Origin of the sequence: Flavobacterium soyangense, from assembly GCF_015277675.1 — a bacterium.
GTDB lineage: Bacteria > Bacteroidota > Bacteroidia > Flavobacteriales > Flavobacteriaceae > Flavobacterium > Flavobacterium soyangense.
In genome coordinates, this window is record NZ_JADHEC010000004.1 from 45879 (window position 1) to 70826 (window position 24948).

The following is a 24948-nucleotide window of genomic DNA, read 5'->3' on the forward strand; positions in this document are numbered from 1 at the left end:
CCATTTTAATTATTGATTTATTAAAATCAATTCATAAAAAAGTCTATTTTTGCACAAAAATTAAAAAACTAAAAAAAATGGCAACAAATAGAACTTTTACAATGATTAAACCTGATGCGGTTGAAAATGGACACATCGGAAATATATTGGCAATGATTACAAATGCTGGTTTCAAAATAGTTTCATTGAAACTAACACAATTAACTATTGCTGATGCACAAGCCTTTTATGCTGTTCACGCTGCAAGACCTTTCTACGGAGAATTAGTAGAATTTATGACTCGTGGACCAATCGTTGCCGCAATTTTAGAAAAAGAAAATGCTGTTGAAGATTTCAGAATTTTGATTGGAGCAACAAATCCAGCTGAAGCTGCTGAAGGAACTATCCGTAAAGCATACGCTACTTCTATTGGCGAAAATGCAGTTCATGGTTCTGACAGTGATGAAAATGCAGGTATTGAAGGTACTTTTCATTTTGCAGGAAGAGAGCAATTTTAGTATTCAGATAGCAGATTTCAGATAGCAGAACGCAGTTGGAAATCTATAAAATACAAATCCCATCCTGATTTTTTTATCTGGATGGGATTTTTTATTTCTGAAATCTGCAAACTGAAACCTGCAAACTGATTATCTCAAAACAACATCTTTAACAACATCACGTTGCAATTCTTCGTTAATCATGGCAACAATCTTTGACTTGCCATGACTTAATTCTTCTCTCAAAACCGCCGAAGAAAGCTCCACATACAAAGTGCTTCCTTTCAAAACCACGTTCTTGGTATAATGATTTACGCCATTGCCCATAAGGTTTTTCCAGGCATCTTTGACATCGATTCGGTCAATTCCGGGTTGCAGTTTGTTTACTTGGATAATTTGTTTCAAAACATCACCAACAGTGCTTTGATTATTTAGTCTTTTTGCCATCGCCTTCTAAATTTATTGGTGCTGCTTTTTTATAATGATATTCCTTATTTTCGGCATTTTTAAAAACTAATTTATCCTTTGAAACCGTAATTAATTCCTCAGACCATTTTGCATAAGGCGTCGCATAATCAAAGAAAACTTTATCATTTTTAAAATGTACAGCTACAGCTTCTTGTGAATCATTCACTAAAAAAGTGCCATCCAGTTGCGGCATTACTTTCTTCCTGAAACCGGTGTTGTTTTTACCGATTTCGAAATAATCATAACTCTCGTTTATTGTGTAATTTTTATCTTTTCCTTGATCAAAAACAACCTTCTCAATTTCCCAATAACCATTAATTTTGGATATATCCGACGGCAAAATCTTTTGCTGACAAGAGACTAAAAGAAATGAAACAAATAAAAACCCAACTATATTCTTCATCTTTGATATATTATTTTCTGATTGTTATTCCGAGAAATGAAACGATCTACTTTGATTTTAGAATCAAAAAAACTTATTATTTTCTTCTACAAAGTTAAGCTTCTTAAACTCAAATAAAAGAAAAATAAATAAAACTCATTAAACTATTTTATATATTTTTGGTCTTACCATTCAAAACAATTCACTAGAATATGTCTAAGATAAACTATAGTTTCTTAATTACATTATTGTATATCAGCTGTAGTTCTGAAAACGTACAACTGACATCTCCTTCAACAGAATCAATGTATTTTCCTCCATTAACTGGCAATGTATGGGAAACAAAATCAATTGCAAGTCTGGGTTGGAAACAAACGGCTGTTCAACCACTTTTGGATTATTTGGAACTCAAACATTCTAAAGGCTTTATCATTTTGGTCAACGGACGAATCGTTTTGGAAAATTATTTCAACGGGCATTCTGCTTCGACTAGTTGGTATTGGGCAAGTGCCGGCAAAACTTTAACTTCAACTATGACCGGAATTGCTCAACAGGAAGGTTTAATAAACATAAACAACAAGGTTTCTGATTATATAGGAACAAGTTGGACAAGTCTACCATTGGCAAAAGAAAATTTAATTACAAATAAGCATTTGCTCACCATGACTTCTGGTTTAGAAGATATTGCCAATGGTGATGCAGTTGATCCTGCCAGTCTAACTTACAAAGTTGATGCAGGAACCCGTTGGGCTTATCATAACGTATATGTAAAACTGCAAGATGTTATTGCTCATGCAAGTGGTCAAAGTTTTGAAAACTATTTCAATGCAAAACTAAAAACAAAAATAGGAATGGATGGATTGTGGTTTACTTCCGGTAACAACTCAGTTTTTGCCAGTACAACACGAAGTATGGCCCGTTTTGGCTTACTTATGCTGAACAAGGGAAAATGGGAAAACAACATAATTTTAAATGAAAATTATTTCGATGAAGCTACAAACACCTCCCAAAACATCAATCTCTCTTATGGCTATTTATGGTGGTTGAACGGTAAAACGAGTTATCATTTACCTCAATCTCAACTACAATTATCAGGAAGTATTATTCCATCCGGCCCAAATGATATGTTTATGGCTTTGGGTAAAAACGATCAGAAAATTTATGTGATTCCAAGTAAAAAAATGGTAGTCATCAGAATGGGAGATCCAGCTGACAGTGTAAATCTGGCTTTGTCTGATTTTGATGAAGTGCTTTGGCAAAAAATAAATGCTTTATACCAATAGAAATATTATCTATTTTTTTTGCTTATAAAAAAACCAACAATAAAGAAAAAAGCTCCAAAAAAGAGCAAAATATAATACAACACCATGTTTTTGTCCCTAACTAAATTAGACAAAACAAAGCATATAACACTTATTAAATAAAGGTAAATGGGACTGATACTTTTGAAGGAAGAAAAATTCATTGAACTATTATTTAAAAAAACTATCTACGAATTCATATTTATTAAACACCTGCAAATCTTCGATACCCTCGCCAACTCCAATGTATTTTACAGGAATTTTGAATTGGTCTGAAATCCCGATAACAACACCGCCTTTGGCAGTTCCGTCGAGTTTTGTAACTGCAAGTGAAGTCACTTCGGTAGCAGCAGTAAATTGTTTGGCCTGTTCAAAAGCGTTTTGTCCAGTTGAACCATCAATAACCAATAATACATCGTGTGGAGCATCGGCAACCACCTTTTGCATTACACGTTTTACTTTTGTCAATTCGTTCATCAGATTGACTTTATTGTGCAAACGACCCGCTGTATCTATGATAACAATGTCGGCATTATGCGCAACCGCTGATTGTAGGGTATCAAAAGCCACGGAAGCCGGATCGCTTCCCATATTTTGCCTTACGATGGGAACGCCAACTCTGTCAGCCCAAATTTGCAATTGATCTATAGCTGCGGCACGAAAAGTATCGGCTGCACCAAGAACAACTTTATAACCTGCTTTTTTGAATTGGAATGCTAGTTTACCAATAGTAGTAGTTTTTCCAACACCATTAACGCCAACAACCATCAAAACATAAGGTTTTGTATTGATTGGAATTACAAATTCAGTAGCTTCTCCGGAATTAGTTTCTGAGAGTAAACCTGCTATTTCTTCATGAAGAATTCTATTGAGTTCTTCAGTTCCAAGGAATTTATCTTCAGAAACACGTTTTTCTATTCGGGTGATGATTTTTAGAGTTGTATTCACACCAACATCTGAAGAAACAAGGATTTCTTCGAGATTATCCAGAACCTCATCATCAACCTTTGATTTTCCTGCCACGGCTTTGGTTAACTTGGAAAAGAAAGATGTTTTTGATTTCTCTAGGCCTTTGTCTAAAGTTTCTTTTTTCTCAGAAGAAAATATTTTTTTAAAAAAACTCATTATGGTATACGGTTTGCGATTTACGAATGGGCATTCAAAATGATTAATCTATTGTAATTTAGACAATAAGTTGATAGGAATCCATTTCGACGGTAAATATAAAAAATAAAAAAGCTACTTCCGAATGAAAGTAGCTTTTCTATATAATGCTATCGTTAATTATTTCTTTTTCAAGAATTCATCAACTGCTTCAGGAGCCATAATAGATTCTACGAATGTATATGCGCCAGATTTTGGAGATTTTACCATTTTAATGGCTTTTGATAATCTCTTAGAAGATGTCTGTAAGGATGCTACGGTTTTCTTTGCCATGATTCTATGTTATTTGTATTTTAATAAATCTCAAATGTAACATCTAAGATTATCTTAAAATCTCTAATTATTATTTAATTTCTTTGTGAACTGTTACACGTTTCAAGATTGGATTAAATTTTTTAATCTCTAATCTGTCTGGAGTATTTTTCTTGTTCTTTGTTGTGATGTATCTAGAAGTCCCTGCAACACCTGATGTTTTGTGTTCAGTACATTCTAAAATTACCTGTATTCTATTACCTTTACTTTTCTTTGCCATCTTGATATATATTTAGGAATGGATTATTTAATAAATCCGCCTGCTTGTGCTTTTTTCAAAACTGCAGCGATTCCATTTTTATTAATTGTTTTTACCGTAGATGCAGCTACTCTAAGAGTAATCCATCTATCTTCTTCTGGAAGATAAAAACGCTTTTTAACTAAGTTTACTGAAAATTTTCTCTTAGTTTTATTCATAGCGTGAGAAACGTTATTTCCTACCATCGCTCTTTTACCTGTAAGGTCGCAAACTCTTGACATTATCTTATCTTTTATCGTTATTCAAATCGAGGGTGCAAAGAAAAGAAAAATAAACCTATTTAGCAAAAAAATTATTGCACATTTTTTAAAATTTCTTTCCGTAACATTTCTAAACTCTTCATCACGGTTCTATCTACCACTTTTTCACGGGGTTGACCAAAATTAAATTCTTCAATTATTACTTCATTTGGTGTTGCCAGTGCAATGAAAACAGACCCTAGCTCAGCATTTGAATCCCCTTTTGATGGTCCAGCATTTCCCGTGGTGGCAATTGCATAGTCAGTTTTCATCATCTCTTTCACATGAATTGCCATTTGCTTTGCCACTTCAGCACTTACAACGGAATGTTCTTTGATCAAATCTTCAGAAATTCCTAAAACAGCAATTTTAGTTTCGGTAGCATAAGAAACTACGCTTCCTTTAAAATAATTTGAAGCACCTGAAACTGAGGTTAAAACCTGAGCGATTTTTCCTCCTGTACAACTTTCAGCGGTCGAAACAGTTTTGTTTTGTTGCGTCAAAAGCCTTCCTAAAACCGCTTCAAGGGTTTCATCATCATCAAAACCCACAATAAAATCCCCAATTATTTTAGATAAAGAAATTACATTTTCTTCAATAGATTTTTCCAAAATGTCTTTATCAGTTCCACGGGCAGATAGTCGCAAACGCACACTTCCAAGACTTGGCAAATAAGCAAATTTCACAAACTCGGGCAAATTATTTTCCCAATTCTCGATGGTTTCAGACAACAAACTTTCACCAATTCCATAGGTCAAAATTGTTTTATGGACGATGTAAGGTCTTTTATATTCAGTTACAATCTTTGGAATAATCTTATTTTCGACCAAATATTTCATTTCAAAAGGAACTCCCGGAAGCGAAATAAAGACAGTGTTTTCTTTTTTCATCCACATTCCTGGTGCTGTTCCCACTTGATTGTGAAGTACAGTACATTTTGAAGGTACTAAGGCTTGGTCTTTATTGATTTGAGTAATTTTACGTTTGTAAAAACCTTCGATAAGTTGTGTAACATGTTGGAGAACCTTATCATTAACAACAAGCTCATCTTCAAAATAATCACAAAAAGTTTTTTTGGTTATATCATCCTTTGTAGGTCCAAGTCCGCCAGTAATTATAATTAAGTCGACTCTATTTTGAAACTTTGCAAAGGTATCCAGAATGTGTTGCTTATTGTCACTAATAGAAATCATTTCGTGAATTTCAACACCAATTCTGTCTAATGATTTAGCAATAAAAGCTGAATTTGTATCGACAATTTGTCCTATTAAAATTTCATCGCCTATAGTAATTATGGCTGCTTTCATTTTCTATACTGATTTAATATATAATTATGGGAATAGGTAAAAACTTCAAAAGTTTTGGTTTTAAAGAAATAAAACAGTGAAGAATCTATCTACAGGTCAAAGTCTTTTTTTAACTCTTTTACAGCATCTTCAACTTGATGTTTAATGCTCTTAAACGTTTCTTTTATTTCTTTCTTTTCACCTTCAACTTTAGTCCAAGCTTCGACTTGAAGAATTTCTTCAAAAGCTACTTTTAAACCAAGTAAATCAAGTGTTGGTTTAACCTTATGAGCATAAGCATAAGCGTGCTTATGATCTTTCTTCTTGATTCCTTCCTTGATTTCTGCTAAATCTTCCGGAACTTCGGTAACAAATAATGTTACGATTTGCTGAACAAATTCAGGGTCGTTATCTGAAAGTGCGTACACTTTTGCTAGGTTGTAATGTAGTGCCATTATTTTATTTGTATTCTAAATAGTTTATGTCCTTCTAAAAATCCTTCTAAAACATCTTCCGGTTTTACAACTGCAACTCCTTCAGGAGTTCCAGTAAAAATAATATCACCAATTTTCAAAGTAAAATATCGAGAAATAAAAGAAATTAGTTCGTCAATTTTCCACAACATATTACTGGAATTACTTTTTTGAACGGTTTTATTGTTGTTCGTCAATTCAAATGTAATATTTTCTAATGAATTAAATTTATTTTTTGGTAAAAACTCTCCTATGACTGCTGAACCATCAAACGATTTTGCTTTTTCCCATGGCAATCCTTTGGTTTTTAATTGCTCTTGCACATCACGAGCTGTAAAGTCAATTCCCACACTAATTTCATCATAATACTTATGAGCAAACTTTGCATCAATGTGTTTACCAACTTTATTTATTCGAACAATTAGTTCGATTTCGTGATGAATATCATTTGAAAAGTCTGGAATTACAAAGGGATGTTGCTTTAATAAAACTGCCGAATCGGGTTTCATAAAAATAACAGGTTCCGTTGGTCTTTCATTTCTCAACTCTTCAATATGGTTGACGTAATTTCTCCCGATGCAGATAATTTTCATAATTTGGGTTTTGGGTTTTGTGTTCTGTGTTTTGGGAATTTCTTGCTCCCAATTCCTAAAACCTAACGCCTATTTTGTGTTTAATTTTCTCAACTTGATGGCTGTCAGAACTTTTTTGGTGTATAAAGGAAAATCAGCATTTTGTATCCAACTGAAATAACCCGGCTCTGCTTCTAGAACCTTATCTACTTTAACTCCTTTGTGTTTTCCAAAGGCAAAAATTTCACTGCCATCTTCATCAAACGCAATCATTCCAGCAAAATCTGCAATTTTTTTTCTGGTGGTGAATTCTGACAAAGATTTTATGTCGTTTTCAAGTTCCGGATAACGGTCTAATTGGGCTAACATAATTTCATAAGTCGCCATGGTATCGGCTTCTGCAGAATGCGCATTTTCGATTTTTTTGTTACAATAAAATTTCAAAGCCGCACTCAATGTCCTTTCTTCCATTTTATGAAAAATAGTCTGAACGTCTACGGAAACTCGATTTTTCATATCAAAATCAACTCCAGCACGAAGCAATTCTTCGGCCAATAATGGAATATCAAAACGATCCGAATTGTAACCCGCCAAATCCGAGTCTTTAATCATATTGTAAACCTGCGAAGACAAGGCTGCGAATGTTGGTTCGTTAGCTACTTTATCATTGCTGATTCCATGAATGGCTGTTGATTGTGGAGGAATTGGAATAGTTGGGTTGACCAACCACGTTTTACTTTCTTTATTTCCGTTTGGAAAAACTTTAAAGATTGAAATTTCAACAATTCGATCTTTGGCGACATCAATTCCGGTTGTTTCTAAGTCGAAAAAACAAATTGGTTTGTTAAGCTTGAGCTCCATTTATAAATTTTAGAATGACAAATATATCTTTTTGAACTTACCGTTCATCGATTAATTAAAAAAGTTTTGGACAAAAATTAAAAACCCGACAAGTCCAAAAACGATCGGGTTTATACATTAAAAACTCACATTTAACTAAAAATCCCTGTCAATATCAAAAGCCTCAAGATAATCAGCAACGCGTTTCACAAAACTTCCACCAAGTGCTCCATCAACAACGCGATGGTCGTAACTGTGAGACAGAAACATTTTTTGGCGAATGCCAATAAAATCACCTTCGGGAGTTTCGATAACGGCTGGCACTTTTCTAATGGCTCCAAGAGCAAGAATTCCTACTTGTGGTTGGTTGATAATTGGAGTTCCAAAAACGCTTCCAAAAGTCCCCACATTGGTAACCGTATAAGTACCTCCTTGTGTATCATCTGGCTTTAATTTTCCTGCTTTTGCTCTGCCTCCTAAATCATTCACGGCTTTTGCCATTCCAACTAAATTCAATTGATCCGCATTTTTAATAACTGGAACAATTAAGTTTCCATTTGGTAATGAGGCCGCCATTCCTAGGTTTATATTTTTTCTTTTGATGATAGTATCGCCATCGACAGAAATATTCATCATCGGAAAATCTTTCAAAGCTTTGGCAACAGCCTCCATAAAAATGGGAGTATAAGTCAGCTTCTCGCCCTCTCTTTTTTCGAAAGCCGTTTTCACTTTTTCTCTCCATTTTACAATATTCGTCACATCGACTTCGATAAACGATTGTACGTGAGCAGAAGTTTGCACCGATGCCACCATATAACCCGCAATCAGCTTGCGCATTCTGTCCATCTCGATAATTTCGTCGCCTCCGTTTATGGAAACCGGCGTGGCCGTCCGTGGTGTATTGATTATAGTTTGCGGCTGAAGAGCTGGTTTTACAGACTCAACTGCACTTGGTGTTTCAGAACCCTTATTTTTAATATAATTTAAAACATCTTCTTTAGTAACTCTTCCGTCTTTTCCTGAACCTGAAATATTTTCTAATTCAGCAACCGAAATACCTTCTTCTTTGGCAATATTTTTTACCAATGGAGAAAAGAATTTTTCAGACGATGAGAAATTAATTGGAGTTGATACAGTTTCTTTGGCAACTTCAATGCTTTTTTCAATTGCCACAACTTCTACCGGAGCAGCAACCTCTTGTTTCGCTATTTCTGATACTAAATCGCCTTCGGTTTCGATAATAGCAATAGTTTGTCCTACTTGAACCAAATCATCTTTGCTAAATAATTGTTCCACTAAGACACCTGAAACTTCGCTTGGTACTTCGCTGTCGACTTTATCAGTTGCAATTTCGAGCACCGCTTCGTCGGCTTCAATTTTGTCACCCACTTGTTTTAACCAATTTGTAATGGTTGCTTCTGCAACGCTTTCTCCCATTTTAGGAAGTTTCAATTCAAATCTTGCCATATTATTAACCTAAAAGGTGATTTTGATTTTATGAATGCAAAATTAGTAATTATTTTTAGTTTAAGTCACGAATTTAGCTCATCGAATATTATTTAATTTGGGATTCGCTAATTTACAATTTACAAATTTACAAGAATCCAAAAATACTAAATATTAATTACTTCACCTCTATCAAAACTACTGTTGCTACCAGTCACAAAATCAGATGATTTAGAAAGAATTTTAAAAGTATAACCCATGTTTTTATTGGCTTCGAAAGCATTAATTATGGTCTTAAAATCGAGATAATTTTGATCGAAAATAATTTCCGCAGTAGATTCTCCCGAAAACGATTGCGTAATATTTTGAAGTTCCACCAATTTTTTAAAATGATTTCCTAATTTTTCTCTCAAAATTTCATTGTCAGAAACAAGAATATACTTTTCCGGATTTGGCTTTCTTTTGGGTTTTCCTTGAAACATCTTGACCATTGAAAAGAAAACAATTCCCATTTTCATAAAAACCGAAAACAAAAAAGAAACTCTGAAATGCTTTTTATAGAAGAAATTCATAGCTTGCTGATTCCGTTTCATATAGGTTCCATCTTTTACGGTACTTTCGCCCTTATAATGTATGACTGAAGTTTCGTGAAAATAATAATTTGATTTCCCTTTTTTTAACACCATGTATGATAAATCTACATCATCAGAATACATAAAACAATTTTCGTCAAAACCACCAATTTTATTATATAAATCCCGTTTCATCAACATAAATGCACCCACTAGAATCTCAACTTTTCCAGTTTCATTTTCTGATAAATGTTGGGCGTAATAAGTGCCAAAAGCCTTTTGAAAAAGTTTATACAACCCTGTAATTTTTGTAAAAGCTACAAATGGCGTTGGAATTCCGCGTTTGCTTTCTGGGAGAAAATTTCCTGTTCCATCGATGAGTTTTACACCAACAATTCCTAATTTTTTTTGTTCTTTGGCAAAAGCCAATACTTTCGAAAAAGTATCTTCGGCAACAACGGTATCGGGATTAAGGATGCAAATGTATTCCCCTTTTGCTTGGCTTACGCCAATGTTATTCCCCATTGGAAAACCTAAATTTTCCTTGTTTTCGATGAGTTTCACGTTTGGAAAACGTTGCTTCATCATTGTACAGCTATCGTCTTGAGAATTGTTGTCGATAACAATAATTTCAGCATCAATGTTTTCAATAGCCCTTACAACGCTGGAAACACAAAGCTCCAAAAAGTGGCGCACATTATAATTGAGAATAATGATGGATAGTTGCATAAGGCAAATATAATTGAAATATAATAAACAAAAAAAGCTGTTTCAAAAAGAAACAGCTTCAATGTATTTAAAAATTGTAGGAATTTTAATTTCCGGCCTCTTTTTTGGCGTCATGCACCATCTTGTCATTTGCCAAAATTGCAAATTCAACACGACGGTTTTGAGTTCTTCCTTCTGCATTGTCGTTTGATGCAATAGGATTAGCAATTCCCAATCCAGTTGTTTTAAAACGTGTACTAGCCAATCCGTTTGAAATTAAATAATTTTTAACCGATTCAGCTCTTTTTTGAGAAAGAGTAAGATTAAATTCTGGACTTCCAGTACTGTCAGTATAACCATAAATTTCGATATTGGTATCGGCATATTCCTTAAACACTGGGACCAATTTATTCAAATTTGCTTTTGCAGTTGTTGTTAAAGTAGCTTTACCGGTGTCAAAACGAACTGCATTTTCATTTAAAACCAAACGAATACCTTCTCCAACTCTTTCAACATCTGCTCCCGGCAATGCTTGGTCAATTTCTCTGGCTTGTTTGTCCATTTTATTACCAATCAAAGCGCCTGCTCCGCCTCCAACGGCAGCTCCAATAAGCGCACCACCAGCAGTGCCAATACGGGTATTATTTCCTATTATTGCTCCAATTAAAGCTCCTGCTCCTGCTCCAATTCCTGCACCTTTTTGTGTGTTATTTGCGTTTTTAACCGAGTCACAACTTGTAAAAAGTGTGGTCAACAAAAAAAAAGTGACTATTCCTAAAATTGATATTTTTCTCATAATTATTTTAATTTTAATTTGTTTTTATAAATTGGTATGTGACTTCTTTATTTTGACCACCAACATTGATAGTATCTACTAATTGAAATGAAGTTTCTGTTTGATTTGCCACTCGCAATAAATAACCCTGAGTGACTTTTTTAGATTTTGTCCCTGCTTCTACAATTTTAAGCACAAAAATACCCTCTTTGTTAATACTCCAAACAATTGGAGAACTGAAAGCTGGACAACCTGCTTTTGTCAAAGCCATATTTCCTTTATTATTGTTCGAAATAAAATGCCAAGTACTTCCAACAAAACATTTAGAATCAGCTATTTGAAAAGAATTTACCACAATATAATCGGAACCGGGATAAGTAACGCTAGTGATTTTCCAATCTCCTTTAATACCAACTTGAGAACTTTTATCCAATTTTGTACTTGTAACTGGCGTGCTTGTTCCTGATGTACTTTTACAAGCAAAGAGCAAAATAGCCACTACTACTAATGTAATTGTTTTTTTCATTTTTTTAAGCTTTTTAAGATTAAACTAGATACAAATTTACAATGTCGATGGCTAAAAAAGTTACAAAATAAAAGTATTTTATATCAAAATTAACGTTTCCGACATTTTGTCACTTTAGCCTTAATTGGTATCTTATTTGAGTAACTAATTTGAAATTGTAAAACTAAAAAATTAATAAATATGGCAACTGGACAAATTAACGTTTCGGTAGAGAACATCTTCCCTTTAATCAAGAAATTCTTGTACAGCGATCACGAAATATTTTTGCGTGAATTGATTTCGAATGGAACAGATGCTACCTTAAAATTAAAACATTTAACAAGCATTGGCGAAGCAAAAGTAGAATATGGCAACCCTATTATTGAAGTAAAAATCGACAAAGAAGGCAAGAAATTGCATATTATCGACCAAGGTTTGGGAATGTCTGCCGATGAAGTAGAAAAATACATCAACCAAATCGCTTTTTCCGGTGCTGAAGAATTCTTGGAAAAATACAAAGATTCTGCTAAAGACTCAGGAATAATTGGACATTTTGGTCTTGGATTTTATTCTGCATTTATGGTGGCTTCAAAAGTGGAAATCATTACTAAATCTTATAAAGACGAACCCGCAGCACATTGGATTTGTGACGGAAGTCCCGAATTTACTTTAGAACCTTCAGATAAAACCACTCGTGGAACTGAAATTGTTTTGCATATCGCTGAAGATTCATTAGAATTTTTAGAAGAGTACAAAATCAAGGAATTATTAAATCGCTACAACAAGTTTATGCCTATTCCAATTAAATTTGGAACCAGAAAAGAAAAAATCGAACAAAAGAAAGGCGAATTTGTTGAATCAGAAAATAAAGAAGAAATTTTTACTGAAGTTGAAGTAGACAACATCATCAACAATCCAAATCCGGCGTGGACAAAACAACCTACAGAGTTATCGGACGAAGATTATAAAAGTTTCTACCACGAATTGTATCCAATGCAATTTGAAGAACCTTTATTCCACATACATTTAAATGTAGATTATCCTTTTAACTTGACCGGAATTTTGTATTTCCCAAAATTGGGTTCCGATTTACAAATCCAGAAAGACAAAATACAATTGTACCAAAATCAGGTTTATGTTACCGATAATGTCGAAGGAATTGTACCTGAATTCTTGACGATGTTAAAAGGGGTTATTGATTCTCCAGACATTCCTTTGAATGTGTCTCGTTCCAGCTTGCAAGCCGATGCCGCGGTGAAGAAAATTTCAAATTACATTACCCGTAAAGTAGCTGATAAATTGAAATCCTTGTTCACAGAAAATCGGGAAGAATTCGAGAAAAAATGGAATGATATCAAAATCGTTTTAGAATACGGAATGCTTTCTGAAGAGAAATTTTATGAAAAAGCAGGCGCTTTCGTTTTGTACCCAACAGTTGACGATAAATACTTTACTTTAGATGAATTGAAAGAAAATTTAAAGGAAACACAAACTGACAAAGACGGAAAATTGGTTGTTCTATATGCCGGAAATAAAGAAGCGCAACACTCTTATATAGAAATCGCCAAGGAAAAAGGATACGAAGTATTGCTTCTAGATTCGCCAATTATCCCGCATTTAATTCAAAAAATTGAAGGCGATAATCAAAATTTAACTTTTGTCAGAGTCGATTCAGATCATATTGATAATTTGATCAGAAAAGAAGAAACTACCATTTCTAAATTATCAGATGAAGAAAAAGAAAGTTTGAAAACAGTCTTGGAAGGTTTTGTTCCAAAGCAAAAATATTCGGTTCAACTGGAAGCGATGGACAGCCAAGCAGCACCTTTCATCATCACGCAACCAGAGTTTATGCGTAGAATGAAAGAAATGAGCAAATCAGGCGGTGGCGGAATGTTTGGAATGGGAAATATGCCGGAAATGTATAATTTGGTGGTAAACACTAATTCAGATTTGGCTTCCAATATCTTAACAACCGAAGACAAAACAGTGCAAGAAAGTTTGGTGAAACAGGCATTAGACTTGGCAAAACTATCCCAAAATTTATTAAAAGGCGAAGAACTTACGGCTTTTGTAAAAAGAAGTTTTGAAATGATTAAATAAGAAATTTATATTTAATTGAATAAGCTAACCTGCGAGTGAAAACTTGCAGGTTTTTTCATTTATAAGAATTGTACGCTTTTCAAAAAAAAGACACTATCCTAAAATGAGTCTAAATATTCAGATTTCTAGATTATTTATTGAAAAAATTCCAAAAAAAATCCTAGTAAATATTCAGGTTTTGCACTATCTAATGTATGAAAAGCAACTGATATAGAACAAACTCCGAGAAGTTTATATCCATAAAACCAATTGTTTTGTGAAGTACAATATCCTTTTGATGGAGCTATTTCAAACTCATTTTTACATATTTTAATTCTTTGATGACGAGAAAATTTGCAAATCCCTAAAGGTATACTGTCAACAATAAAATATTAAACCAAGCACAACTACTTCTAAATCAGACTTTTTTATTTCTACCAACATCTGATTTATATTCTAATTCACAATTCAAAGAACTTATAACTTATAAATAATTTTTAACTATATTTGTTATAGATACTGGTTAGCTTTACAACTTCAATGTGCTTATTTTTAGTATTTTGACTAACACTTAGTCAATTTATTTTATTTAAATAATTCTAACTAACGGGTTAGTGTTTGTTAAATTATAGCATCCTATTAAGTAAAAACTAAAGTTTTAACCCCCTTAGATTATCTTACTTTTCTAAATACTTTTCTAACCATTTTGAAATTATCCCGAGAAATTGCACTTCATCAAAGGGTTTTGATAAATAGTCATTCATTCCAACTTTAAAACACTTTTCCTTTTCTCCTTTTATAACGTTGGCGGTTAAAGCGATAATTGGTATATCTAATTTTAATCTTTGTCTAATAATTTCTGTTGCATTATAACCGTTCGATACCGGCATTTGTAAATCCATTAGAACAAGATCACAGTCATTATTTTTTAAAAAATTTATCGCCTCTTCACCATCTTCAGCTTCTGAAACAAGAACCCCAAATTCATTTAAAATCAGTGCCGCTACCATCCTATTCATCACATTATCATCAACTATCAATACTTTTTTATTTCTAAAATTTTTAGTAGTTACAACAACGGTATCTTTTTTTGGCACATCTAATTCCGTTCCTTTTTCCAAAGTAAACCTAACAAATATTGTTGTTCCTTTACCTTTTTCACTTTCTACCAAAATCTCACCTCCCATACTATCTATTAAGTTCTTAGTAATACCCATCCCTAGTCCTGTTCCTCCAAATTTTCTGGAAGTGGATTCATATTCCTGACTGAATTTTTTAAATAAATCTTTCAAAAAGGATTGATCCATACCTATACCAGAGTCTATTACCTTTAGTTCAAATTCTTGAGAAGTATCATTGTCTTTTATAACATTACAGCTAATATCGACACTTCCAACAGTTGTGAATTTTATTGAATTAGAAACAAGATTTAGCATTATTTGGTTTATCCTAAATGGGTCCCCTATTAGTATGGGAGACAATCGTTTATCATAAAAAGAATTTGTTAATAAAAGACCTTTTTCTTCAGCCTTGTACGCCATTACTTTCATGACATTTTCTAAAACCTGTTTAGGTGCAAATCCTATTTTTTCAAAGGATAGCTTACCTGCTTCGAGCTTTGCAATATCTAGAACGTCGTTAATAATCACTAATAGATTTTCGGATGCATTTGTAATATTGCCAAGATAAATCCGCTGTTCATCATTTAAATTTGATTTTAGTAATTGACGACTCATTCCCATAATGGCATTCATTGGAGTTCTTATTTCATGACTCATATTTGCTAAAAAATTATGTTTAGTTTTAGCTAATTCTTCTGAAACCTTTTTTTCTTTCTTTAGTTCTTTTTCTGCCAAAATACGTTTAGTTATATCTACAGCAAAACCTATAACATAAGGATCTTTTCCAGGTTCCTCTTTTAAGTAATTATTATATAAAGTATAAACAATGTGTCCGTTTTTGTGTAAAACCCTGAAAATTCCGGTAGCTTCTTTGTTGATTTTAATTTTATTTAAATAAGTTTTTTTAAATAATAGTTTATCTTCATCAAGCATGAAATCCGTTAAGGAATGTCCAATAAATTCCGTATCGGTATATCCAAATATTTTACAAATCATAGGGTTTGCATTTAGGAATCTACCCTGCAAATCGTGCGTAGTTATGATGGCAAGACTGTTATCAATTATCTCTCTGTATCTTTTTTCACTTTCTTCTATTTGCTGTTGAATATTTTTAATATCGGTGATATCTACTCCATAACCAATTATTAGTTCTACTTCATTATTGCTATTAATTACAGGATACATATTTCGTAATATATATTTGCTTGTCCCGTCTGGTTGTTTTAATTCTTCCTCCCAAGTTTTTAGCTCTTTGCATTTCATAATACTATCAAATAGTTTTCTTCTTCCTTCAAGTATACTTATGGGTTTATTTCTCTCTTTAATATAATCTTCATCTTTTTTGCCAATAATCCATTTTCTCAATTTTGTATCACTGATACCCATCGAATTAACATATAAGTAACGATGTTCCTTGTCAAACACGGCAATATCTGAAGGAATATTATCTAAAATCTTTTCATAGAAATCACGAAGTTTCTCTAGTTTTGTTTCTGCTTCCTTTTCTAATGTAATATCTTCTTCGATAGCAAAAAAATTAGTCACATTTCCTTTTTTATCAAAAATTGGCTGTCCCTTGATTCTTATCCAGTAACCTTCTCCTGATTTAGTATAATTATAGACTTCACAAGCAAAAGGCATTGAATTCATTATCTGACGCCTCATATAAGCTACTGTTTCATTATCCGTTTCTGCACCCTGTACAAAAAGGCCTGGTTTCATGCCTTTCATCTCAGATAAATTATAGCCCGTTAATTTTTCATAGGCCCTATTTACCCAATCTATATTTCCTTCAGAGTTTGTAATAATAACAGCATTCACTGTTTCTTGAACAATAATTGATAGCTTTTCTAATTCTTGTTTATATTTTTTTTCTTTCGTAATATCCCTTCCGTAAATATTTATATATTCTTCATCAAGCATTGCCACACAATCAAAAGAATAATCTATTTTATTTGAACTCGCTTCAAAGCTCCATCTTTTCGTTTCCTTATCAATTCCTGCTACAATTAATTTAAAAAAATCATCATTACGATAGATTTCTCCTTCATATTCAATAAAATCCAGATTCGAAGCTGCCGGATTATTTTGCAATAAATCTCCTTGATAATTAATTCTTATATTGGGATCTGGGTTTTGTTTAGGAAATAAAGCAATATCATAAACCTCCTTATTTGCTTTCTTTAATTCATTTTTTTGATTAGAAATTGTGGCAATTAACTCCTTTAAGTCTTCATTTGTAATTTCAACCGTTTTTAGTACGTGAAGTAAATCAATAAGTGGATCATTCATTGCGAAATCATTAATCATCAAATTATTTTCTCTTAATTGTTCCATAGAATCAAACCAAGGTGAACCTAAAAAGAGTATTTCTTGTGTTTCTTCCATATATTCAAACTGACCTCTTAACTTCAATTTTTTGTCCGAACTTAATTCCATCACTACCAATTGATTTTGTAATGCGATCAAATCTTCAAATGAATTTATAAGGGTAAGCGGCCTAGGGATTGAGAAAAACTGATTGAAATTAATTATTTTTTGTATATCACATAATTTGCCTAAAGATTTACCTGTAGACACAATCTTCAAATCCCGATTTATTAAAAAATAAAAAGGAAAAAGTCGATTAAATTGGGTTTCGCTAAAAGAAAAAGGAATTTTCATGGTTTACCAGCTTACTTTAAATATTTCGTGGGTATTTCCATCATCACGACTCTGCATTAATTCTATCTTGGAATCTATCATATACATTTTAGACAATCCAACAAGCAATCCTCTTACAAATTCCTGTAATCCTTCACGTTTAGAATGGTAATGTATATAAATAGAGTTTTCTTCTATATTGCTTACTTTAAATTCGGGCGGAGTTAATTTTGGATACATTAACATAATCCTGTTATGGAATAAAGGAAGATTTATTAAGAATTCTTTCAAATTATTTCCTCCCGCTTCCATTAAACCTCCATATTTTTCTTTACCCGTTTTTAACACCCACCATTCACCAAAAGCATTTAAAACCTCACCGACCGAAATATTCAATACTTCTGCAGCAGCCCCAGCTAGTTTATAGGTTATATCATCGTCGTACGGTTCGTTACTCAGAAAAAAATCAACATCAACCCCACTTTTCTCTCTTACTTCTTCCCATTTTTCAGCCCCAAAATTATCAGTTACCAGATCTTGAATGGCTTTGTTTACAATCCCGTACATAATATGTTTTTTTATAATTTATAAATTAATTTTCATTAAGATTGTTTCTAATTTACAGTTAGAAATATAATTGTATATTTTCAGACAAACATCTTTTGTCTTCAAGTTACATGCAATCAAATACTTGTCATTTTATATTTTTAAAAATTGATGTTGCGAATTTCTGCTTTTGCAATATCTAATGAATAGATTCGGAATTTCACTAGTAAGAATCCGTTTATTTTTCGAATTTAGAATATTGAATTTCACTGTTTTGATAAAGATCTAATCATTTCTTTTTTATTCTAAATAATTATGCCCAATACGTTATTATAATGCGAATTATAAATTCAATTCATTTTCTCTAAGTTGAATTACGGCCTTTTCTAAGACCTCTTTTATGACACTAAAAAGAGTTGTTATTTGTTCTTTATCTTTTGTTTCTTTAGCAATTTTTTCAAGAAGTTTTATATCTTTAATTATACTTGTTATTCCTAGACTTTCTACGCTGGGTTTTATTTTATGAATCAAACGATTTACTTCCATAAAATCATCTACAGGTATTGCTGCTGAAATTTTTTCTATAACTTCTGTTGTTTGTTCTACAAAAACACCTATCATTTTACCAACAAATTCATTGTTTCCTCTGCTTAAATTAAGTAATGAAGTCAAATTATAGAGTTGATCAGATGTTGATGACCCTTGTGGTAGAACTGTTTTAGGAATGGATGTTTTTTTATTCGTAGTATGTTTTGCAATTGTTTCTATTAAAATATCTTCCTCAAATGGTTTTGTGACATAATCATCCATTCCTGCTTTACGACATTTGTCGATTTCGGTTTTAAAGGCATTAGCAGTAAGTGCAATAATAGGTGTAGAAAGATTTAGTTGATTTCTTATGATTCCTGTTGCTTCAATACCTCCCATTTCAGGCATTTGTATATCCATAAGAATGACATCGAATTTGTTATTTTTCAATATTTCAATAGCTTCAACCCCATTTTCAGCTTCGGTTACTTTACAGTTGTAATATTGCAAGGAATTTTGAGCTACCATTCGGTTTAAATAATTGTCTTCAACCAAAAGAATTGATATATTATCTATACTCGAAACGGGGTCGTCAATATCCATATCATCCATGAACTGATTACTCCCTTTTGGATACTTGATATAAATATGAAAAGTTGTTCCAACATTTTTTTTACTTTCAATTTCAATTCGTCCGTCCATTAATTTAACAAGCTCGTAAGTTATTGACAGACCTAAACCTGTTCCTCCATATTTTCTGGTGACTGCTTTATCTTCTTGAGAAAATTTATTAAAAATAGTTGCCATATAACTATCTTCCATTCCTATTCCTGTATCCGATATTGAAATTTGTATTTCTTGGGAATGAGCACTATCATCAACGACTTCACAATTTATTGAAATGCTGCCCTTACTGGTAAATTTTATGGAATTTCCAACAAGGTTAAATAGAATTTGTTGCAATCTAAGTGCGTCACCTTTTAATACTTTTTCAATTTTATTCGAAATGCTAATGTTATAATCCAATCCTTTTTGTTCCAACAATGGTTGAAGCACCGTTACTACATTTGAAATGGATTTTTCAAAGATAAAATCTTCAGATTCAAGCGACATTTCACCTGCTTCAATTTTTGAAATATCTAAAATATTATTGATAATTGCCAATAAATGTTTAGAAGCAATAGAACTGTTATCAACGTATTTCTTTTGAAGTTCTGTAAATTCTTGCTTGTCTAATTCTCTTAAAAATCCAATAATCGCATTTAGCGGCGTTCTTATTTCGTGACTCATATTTGCCAAGAATGTTTCCTTGGCTTTTGAAGATTCTAGTGCTTTTGTTTTTTCCTTTTCAAGATCTAACTCCAATTGTTTTTGTTCGGTAATATCTAAATGAATTCCTATAGATCCAATTACATTTCCTTTGCTGTCAAAATTGGGCGCTCCACTAATTGCCCACCATCTTAGTTCTCCTTTCTTATTTTTAATAGGGAGTTGACAAATTCCTAAAGCCCCTTGTTTTTTGAGTTTATTTTTAGTTTTAACAGCGTCAAAATCATCTCCAAAAACAAAAAAATCTGATGAATTTTTACCCATAAGTTCAATCATTTCATAACCGGAAATGTTAGCAAAACTCTGGTTTACATATTGAATGATCTCATTATTATCCACTTCAAGCAATCCAAGGTTCATATGGGCAATAACATTTTTATATTTTTCTTCTTGAATTTTGCGGATATTCTCTGCTTCCTTTTTTTCAGTAATATCTTGAATAAACAAACAAAAAAAGTTTCCTCCATTTTGATTGATGGGAATAATTGAGCAATCCATTGTTAGCTCTTCTCCATCTTGTTTTATACCAATTAATTCAATATGTTTTTTTAAAGTTGCATCGTCGTCTTTTCTTATTCGGTTTCTGTTTTCAGCATCATAAATGTTTTTGTTCTGATAAGGGAGTATGGTTTCAATTAATAGTTTTCCCATAATATCTTCTGATTTCCAGCCAAAAACATTTGTCGCCTGACGATTCCAAAAAGTTATTTTTCCTTCATTGTCAACATTAACTATTGCATTGAGTGAAGAATTCATTATTAAACTATTTCGCTGCTCACTTTGTTCTAAAAGTTTTTGATTTTGCATCCTTTGTGTAATATCTGAATATTTCCAGAGGTGTCCTTTGTATTCATTGTTTAGAAAAATGGGGATATAATCTCTTTCAAGAAATCGATTATCTACCGTTTCCATAAGCTCACTTATAACAGGCTGTTTAAGATTCATTAATTCATTTATTCTGGGAACAAAACTTTCAGAATCTTTAAATAAATATTTATCCTCTTCAAAAGATTTTGAAAAATCTACTCCTTCCATACTTTCAGCAGAAAAGGATTTATTTTTTAACTCCCAAAAAAGTTGATTAGAAAAAAGTATATTCTGGTTTTCATCTTCTACAAGAACACCTGAGTTAAGGTTTGCCAATAGGGTTTTAAATAACTCCGCAGTCTCATAAATTTGAATTTCGGCTTCTTTCCTTTTGGAAATATCCTGAAGAAAAGCACAAAAAAATGTTTCCCCATTTTTAGTAATTGGTGTGATAGTAATCTCAGCAATAAATTCTTCTCCAGCCTTGTTCACCCCAAAAAGCTCTACCTGTCTATTCAGGAAATCACTATGCCCCTCAACTAAATACTCATAAATGGATTGATCCCAAAGATCTTTGTTACGAACTGGAACCATGAAGTCAGTAAATACTTTACCTAATACTTCTTCTTTTTTCCAACCAAAAACAGATTCTGCCTGATCATTCCAGAAAGTTACTTTCCCTCTATCATCAACAGTAACTATGGCGTTCAATGCCGAATTCATTATGATTTGAGTACGCTCTTCACTTTGTTCTAAAAGTTTGTAATTTTGTATCCTTTGCGTTACATCGGTATATTTCCAAAGATGTCCTTTGTATTCATCGTTGATAAAAATCGGGACATAATCCCTTGATAAAAATTTATTGTCAAATGTTTCAAGAAGTTCGTCAGTCACTAATTTTTTTTCCCTTAAAATGGTTTCGATTCTGGGACTAAAAGATTCTGCATCTTTAAATGATTCATTTGATAGTTCTGCCGAATCATTATTGTCAATGCCTATCATTTTTTCAGGAGATAGTGGAATTGAAAAAACATCGCAAAAAAACTGGTTTGTAAACATTATTTTTCGGTTTTCATCCTCAACCAAAACACCGGATTGGAGATTGGCTAATAGGGTTTTCAATAATTCAACCGTTTGTAAAAGACTTTTTTCGGCTTTTTTTCTTTTGGAAATATCCTGAAGAAATCCACAGAAAAAGGTTTCTCCATCTTGTGAAATTGGAATTACAGATGCTTCACTAAAGAACTCATTACCGCTTTTGTTGAGTAAAATAAATTCTACTTGTTGATTAAAATAGGTTTCCTGACCGTTTATTAAATAGTTTTCTATTACAGAATCCCATTTCTCTTTGTTACGTATAGGAATAATTAAATCAATCAGGTTTTTTCCTAATACTTCCTCTTCTTTCCATCCAAAAATAGTTTCGGCTTGGGGATTCCAAAAAATAATTTTTTTATTACTATCAATTGTAATTATTGAATTCAGCGAAGAATTCATTATTAAACGATTACGCTCCTCACTTTGTTCTGCAAGTTCTTTACCTTTTACAATTTCAGCTTCGGCATTTTTAATTTCAGTAACATCAAAGCGAACTGCTAAATATTGAAATGGCTTTTTATTGGCGTCTAAAAAAGGGACAATTGTAGTGTCTACCCAATAAAAATCTCCATTTTTCTTTTTATTTTTAATTAATCCTCTCCATATATTACCAGTTGAAATGGTTTTCCATAGGTCTTTAAAAAAGGCTTTCGAATGAAATTTTGAATTAACAAGCTGATGTGTATTTCCTACCAATTCTTCTCTGTTAAACTCTGATGTTTCGCAAAATTTATCGTTTACGGCTTTTATAATTCCCTTTTCATCAGTAAGAGCAACAAGAGCAGATTGATCAAGGGCAGACTTGTAATCTTCAAGCTCCTTCATGTTTTCCAAAAGCGCTGTTTCTGTTTCTTTTCTTTTTTCAATTTGAGCCCTTAAATATTCTGAAACAAAAAGCAAATCATCATTATGGTCATACCTTATATCGTAATCTAAATCATCCTTATTAATGCTTTTGTATAAATTATTTGCTGCTATTTGTTTAAATTCAATTTCTTTTTTTAATTGGTTATTTACTTCGTGATATTCTTTTTCACTTTCTATAAAGGAGTTATCCATTATTTCTTTATCTCTTTCAAAGGCTAAATACGAATCATTAACAGATTCAAAAAAGGCCTTAAAAGATGGGTTTTCAAAACATTCAATTGTTAAATGTTTTTTTATTTGTTTTTGTAAAAGCTTGTGATATTTGTTGTTCATACTATTTCATTTATGCCAGTAATGGTCATCGTTTGATTTTGAAGTTCGCAATTTGCCATTGGATTAAGCGGAGAAATTTCGCCATAAGAATAAAACCCTGTGAGCATTGTACCAGTTCCAAATATTTCTGAAATGGCTTCAATTTCTTCATCGATTCTATTAGGCATAATTAGTTTTCTGCCCACACAACTAATTAGGATTGCAATTTTTGGTTTGCTTTTTACCATTTCTATACAGGAATCTGCGGCATCACTAGCCGCGTCAATTAGTCTATCTAAATTAGCTTTCATAAACCGGACTTTGCTTCCTTCAGGAATATCTCCGGCAAAGGTTATTGATTGGTTCTCATTGTCAATAGAAAGTATGGTTCTAACGACGGTTATATTATCGTCATCAAACTTAACCGACAATGGAAAAAGAAGGGCTGAACCAGGCAGTTCGTCTGCATATTTTCCTAAATACGTTTTGTATAAAGTAAGTGCATTATTATTGTCTATTTCAAATAATGTGTTTGCTTTCGATTTTGTAACGGTTTTTTCCAGTCCAAAGGATTCCCAACCTCCAAAAGAACCGTGAGACAACACTAACTTATCACCATAAAAACCAATGGCTATTATTTTGCCAATTTGTGGAACTTGATTCAAACCAACAAAAGTTTTTTCAAATTTACTTCCGTCTCCAGCTAAACCACCGGTAATAAGGACATCTTTCTTTTTTGAAAAATTCATCCCTTTTACCAGCTCGCTGCCATTTACTTTTCCTCCATCAGAAAGCACGAAAATTAATCTTAAATTTTCTTGAGGCAAATTCTTTATCAAGGTTTTACCTGCTTCATAACTGGATTCGAAATCTTCAATGCTTATTTCCGAAGTTTTTAAGGTAGTAGTTTGAAACTGGATTGCCACAAGTGAAATGGTATCGTCTAAAACCTCATTTTCATATATCTCTCCTGCCGAAGAACACAAAGCAATTTCGGCATTTGGAAATTTATTTTTTATATCAAAAAAGGATTTTTCTTGAGACACTAATACACTTGAACCAAATCCAATTACCAATTGGACTTCTTCAAAAATTAGACTTTCATCATTCTTTTCCTTACAGAACGAATGGTTTTTATATAAGGCAGATGCTGTTTTCATAGTAGTTTAGGATTCTCGGAAGATTGGGTTTAATTGTAGAGGTTGACTTGCCAATGTCAAGTTTTTTTTGGTTTTTAAAATATCATTTTTGATTCTTATTGAGATAATTCAAAATGATTTCGGCAGTATATTCTTTTATGTTTTTCCTTTGAAAGAAAAAAAGTATTGTTAATATTGTTAAAAATATGGTTGTCTTCTATCAAGAAAATTTTTAAGAAATTCATAGGTTAATTTTGATTAAAGTGGCAATTCAATAGTTTACTAAATTACAAAAAAAATAAATAGAAAATATTTTTTTATTTAAAACAAAATTCTATTAAAATAGAAACTAAAAAAGGCACCATTTTTAAGGATATATATTTTTATTGGATTAGTTCAAAAAATTAGAATCCATTCTTAGTTAATACCTTGTTTATAATCGATTTATGCTTTTTTTAATGTAGTGTATTTTGTTTATACAGAAAAACGAATTCTATTTATTTACATTAACCTTTTTTAATTAATTGGATTTTAAAACTCATGAAATCTTTCAATTTTATAAATGGAAAATTTTTGAACTTCAAAGTTGTTTTGATTCTCAGTCCACATCAAAACGACATAAAAACAGCCATCATTTACTTTTTTTTTAACCATAATTTAACTAGTATTAATTCAAATATAGGCTTTTCATCGATAAA

Annotated in this window: 21 protein-coding genes and 1 pseudogene; 3 read left to right on the plus strand and 19 right to left on the minus strand. The window is 32.2% G+C overall.

All coding sequences use genetic code 11. From position 1 onward, the window contains the following. Positions 1-77 precede the first annotated feature (77 nt). Positions 78-497, plus strand: a complete 420-nt coding sequence (locus IR213_RS02905) for a nucleoside-diphosphate kinase (RefSeq protein ID WP_194310814.1) — start codon at positions 78-80, stop codon at positions 495-497. 129 nt (positions 498-626) lie between these two features. Here IR213_RS02905 and IR213_RS02910 read toward each other — a convergent pair whose 3' ends face one another. Further along, the gene (locus tag IR213_RS02910; protein WP_194310815.1) at positions 627-923 is read right to left on the minus strand and encodes a DUF721 domain-containing protein; all 297 of its coding nucleotides are present in this window, start codon (positions 921-923) and stop codon (positions 627-629) included. Beyond that, positions 904-1347, minus strand: coding sequence for a lipocalin family protein (locus IR213_RS02915; protein WP_194310816.1), 444 nt, complete (start codon positions 1345-1347; stop codon positions 904-906). The genes IR213_RS02910 and IR213_RS02915 overlap by 20 nt, the downstream gene beginning before the upstream one ends. 191 nt (positions 1348-1538) lie before the next feature. On the opposite strand from IR213_RS02915, the gene IR213_RS02920 reads away from it, so the two are divergent. Beyond that, positions 1539-2609 (plus strand): serine hydrolase domain-containing protein, encoded by a 1071-nt coding sequence (locus IR213_RS02920; protein ID WP_194310817.1) that lies wholly within the window; start codon positions 1539-1541, stop codon positions 2607-2609. Positions 2610-2798: 189 nt separating this feature from the next. On the opposite strand, the gene ftsY is transcribed toward IR213_RS02920, so the two are convergent. The 12 genes from ftsY to IR213_RS02980 all read right to left on the minus strand — a co-directional run bounded on the left by ftsY (position 2799) and on the right by IR213_RS02980 (position 11799). After that, positions 2799-3752 carry a signal recognition particle-docking protein FtsY gene (gene ftsY, locus IR213_RS02925; RefSeq protein WP_194310818.1) on the minus strand — a complete coding sequence of 318 codons (954 nt, stop codon included), beginning with the start codon at positions 3750-3752 and terminating at the stop codon, positions 2799-2801. A gap of 159 nt (positions 3753-3911) precedes the next feature. Continuing rightward, positions 3912-4064, minus strand: a complete 153-nt coding sequence (locus tag IR213_RS02930; protein ID WP_194310819.1) for a DUF4295 domain-containing protein — start codon at positions 4062-4064, stop codon at positions 3912-3914. A 70-nt stretch (positions 4065-4134) separates the two neighbouring features. After that, a complete protein-coding gene (gene rpmG / locus IR213_RS02935; RefSeq protein WP_194310820.1) occupies positions 4135-4323 on the minus strand; it encodes a 50S ribosomal protein L33 in 189 nt (62 codons plus the stop codon). A 23-nt stretch (positions 4324-4346) separates the two neighbouring features. Then, positions 4347-4583 carry a 50S ribosomal protein L28 gene (gene rpmB / locus IR213_RS02940; protein ID WP_103806174.1) on the minus strand — a complete coding sequence of 79 codons (237 nt, stop codon included), beginning with the start codon at positions 4581-4583 and terminating at the stop codon, positions 4347-4349. Between the two features lie 71 nt (positions 4584-4654). After that, on the minus strand, positions 4655-5908 hold the full coding sequence (locus IR213_RS02945; protein ID WP_194310821.1) for a competence/damage-inducible protein A: 1254 nt from the start codon (positions 5906-5908) through the stop codon (positions 4655-4657). A gap of 89 nt (positions 5909-5997) precedes the next feature. Then, positions 5998-6342 (minus strand): Hpt domain-containing protein, encoded by a 345-nt coding sequence (locus IR213_RS02950; protein ID WP_194310822.1) that lies wholly within the window; start codon positions 6340-6342, stop codon positions 5998-6000. Beyond that, positions 6342-6953 (minus strand): fumarylacetoacetate hydrolase family protein, encoded by a 612-nt coding sequence (locus IR213_RS02955; protein WP_194310823.1) that lies wholly within the window; start codon positions 6951-6953, stop codon positions 6342-6344. Before IR213_RS02955 ends, IR213_RS02950 begins: the two co-directional genes overlap by 1 nt. Positions 6954-7022: 69 nt before the next feature. Next, the gene (locus IR213_RS02960; RefSeq protein ID WP_194310824.1) at positions 7023-7793 is read right to left on the minus strand and encodes a 3'-5' exonuclease; all 771 of its coding nucleotides are present in this window, start codon (positions 7791-7793) and stop codon (positions 7023-7025) included. Between the two features lie 135 nt (positions 7794-7928). Beyond that, positions 7929-9239 (minus strand): dihydrolipoamide acetyltransferase family protein, encoded by a 1311-nt coding sequence (locus IR213_RS02965; RefSeq protein ID WP_194310825.1) that lies wholly within the window; start codon positions 9237-9239, stop codon positions 7929-7931. A gap of 146 nt (positions 9240-9385) precedes the next feature. Next, positions 9386-10519: a glycosyltransferase family 2 protein gene (locus IR213_RS02970; RefSeq protein ID WP_194310826.1), complete on the minus strand. Its 1134-nt coding sequence runs from the start codon at positions 10517-10519 to the stop codon at positions 9386-9388. An 85-nt stretch (positions 10520-10604) separates the two neighbouring features. Further along, positions 10605-11294, minus strand: a complete 690-nt coding sequence (locus IR213_RS02975; RefSeq protein ID WP_194310827.1) for an OmpA family protein — start codon at positions 11292-11294, stop codon at positions 10605-10607. 13 nt (positions 11295-11307) lie between these two features. Further along, positions 11308-11799: a lipocalin family protein gene (locus tag IR213_RS02980; protein ID WP_194310828.1), complete on the minus strand. Its 492-nt coding sequence runs from the start codon at positions 11797-11799 to the stop codon at positions 11308-11310. A gap of 180 nt (positions 11800-11979) precedes the next feature. Here IR213_RS02980 and htpG point away from each other — a divergent pair, with 180 nt between their 5' ends. Then, complete coding sequence (gene htpG, locus IR213_RS02985; protein ID WP_194310829.1) at positions 11980-13881, plus strand: molecular chaperone HtpG; 1902 nt, start codon at positions 11980-11982, stop codon at positions 13879-13881. Positions 13882-14051: 170 nt separating this feature from the next. On the opposite strand, the pseudogene IR213_RS02990 reads toward htpG, so the two are convergent. The 5 genes and pseudogenes from IR213_RS02990 to IR213_RS03010 form a co-directional block, all read right to left on the minus strand. After that, positions 14052-14341 (minus strand): annotated as a pseudogene (locus IR213_RS02990) (hypothetical protein); the annotation flags it as partial. Between the two features lie 196 nt (positions 14342-14537). Continuing rightward, positions 14538-17645 carry a PAS domain S-box protein gene (locus tag IR213_RS02995; protein WP_194310830.1) on the minus strand — a complete coding sequence of 1036 codons (3108 nt, stop codon included), beginning with the start codon at positions 17643-17645 and terminating at the stop codon, positions 14538-14540. Between the two features lie 3 nt (positions 17646-17648). Beyond that, complete coding sequence (locus IR213_RS03000) at positions 17649-18191, minus strand: heme NO-binding domain-containing protein (protein WP_194310831.1); 543 nt, start codon at positions 18189-18191, stop codon at positions 17649-17651. Between the two features lie 321 nt (positions 18192-18512). Next, a complete protein-coding gene (locus IR213_RS03005) occupies positions 18513-23132 on the minus strand; it encodes a PAS domain S-box protein (RefSeq protein WP_194310832.1) in 4620 nt (1539 codons plus the stop codon). Then, positions 23129-24271, minus strand: coding sequence for an FIST signal transduction protein (locus tag IR213_RS03010; RefSeq protein ID WP_194310833.1), 1143 nt, complete (start codon positions 24269-24271; stop codon positions 23129-23131). The genes IR213_RS03005 and IR213_RS03010 overlap by 4 nt, the downstream gene beginning before the upstream one ends. Positions 24272-24948 lie beyond the last annotated feature (677 nt).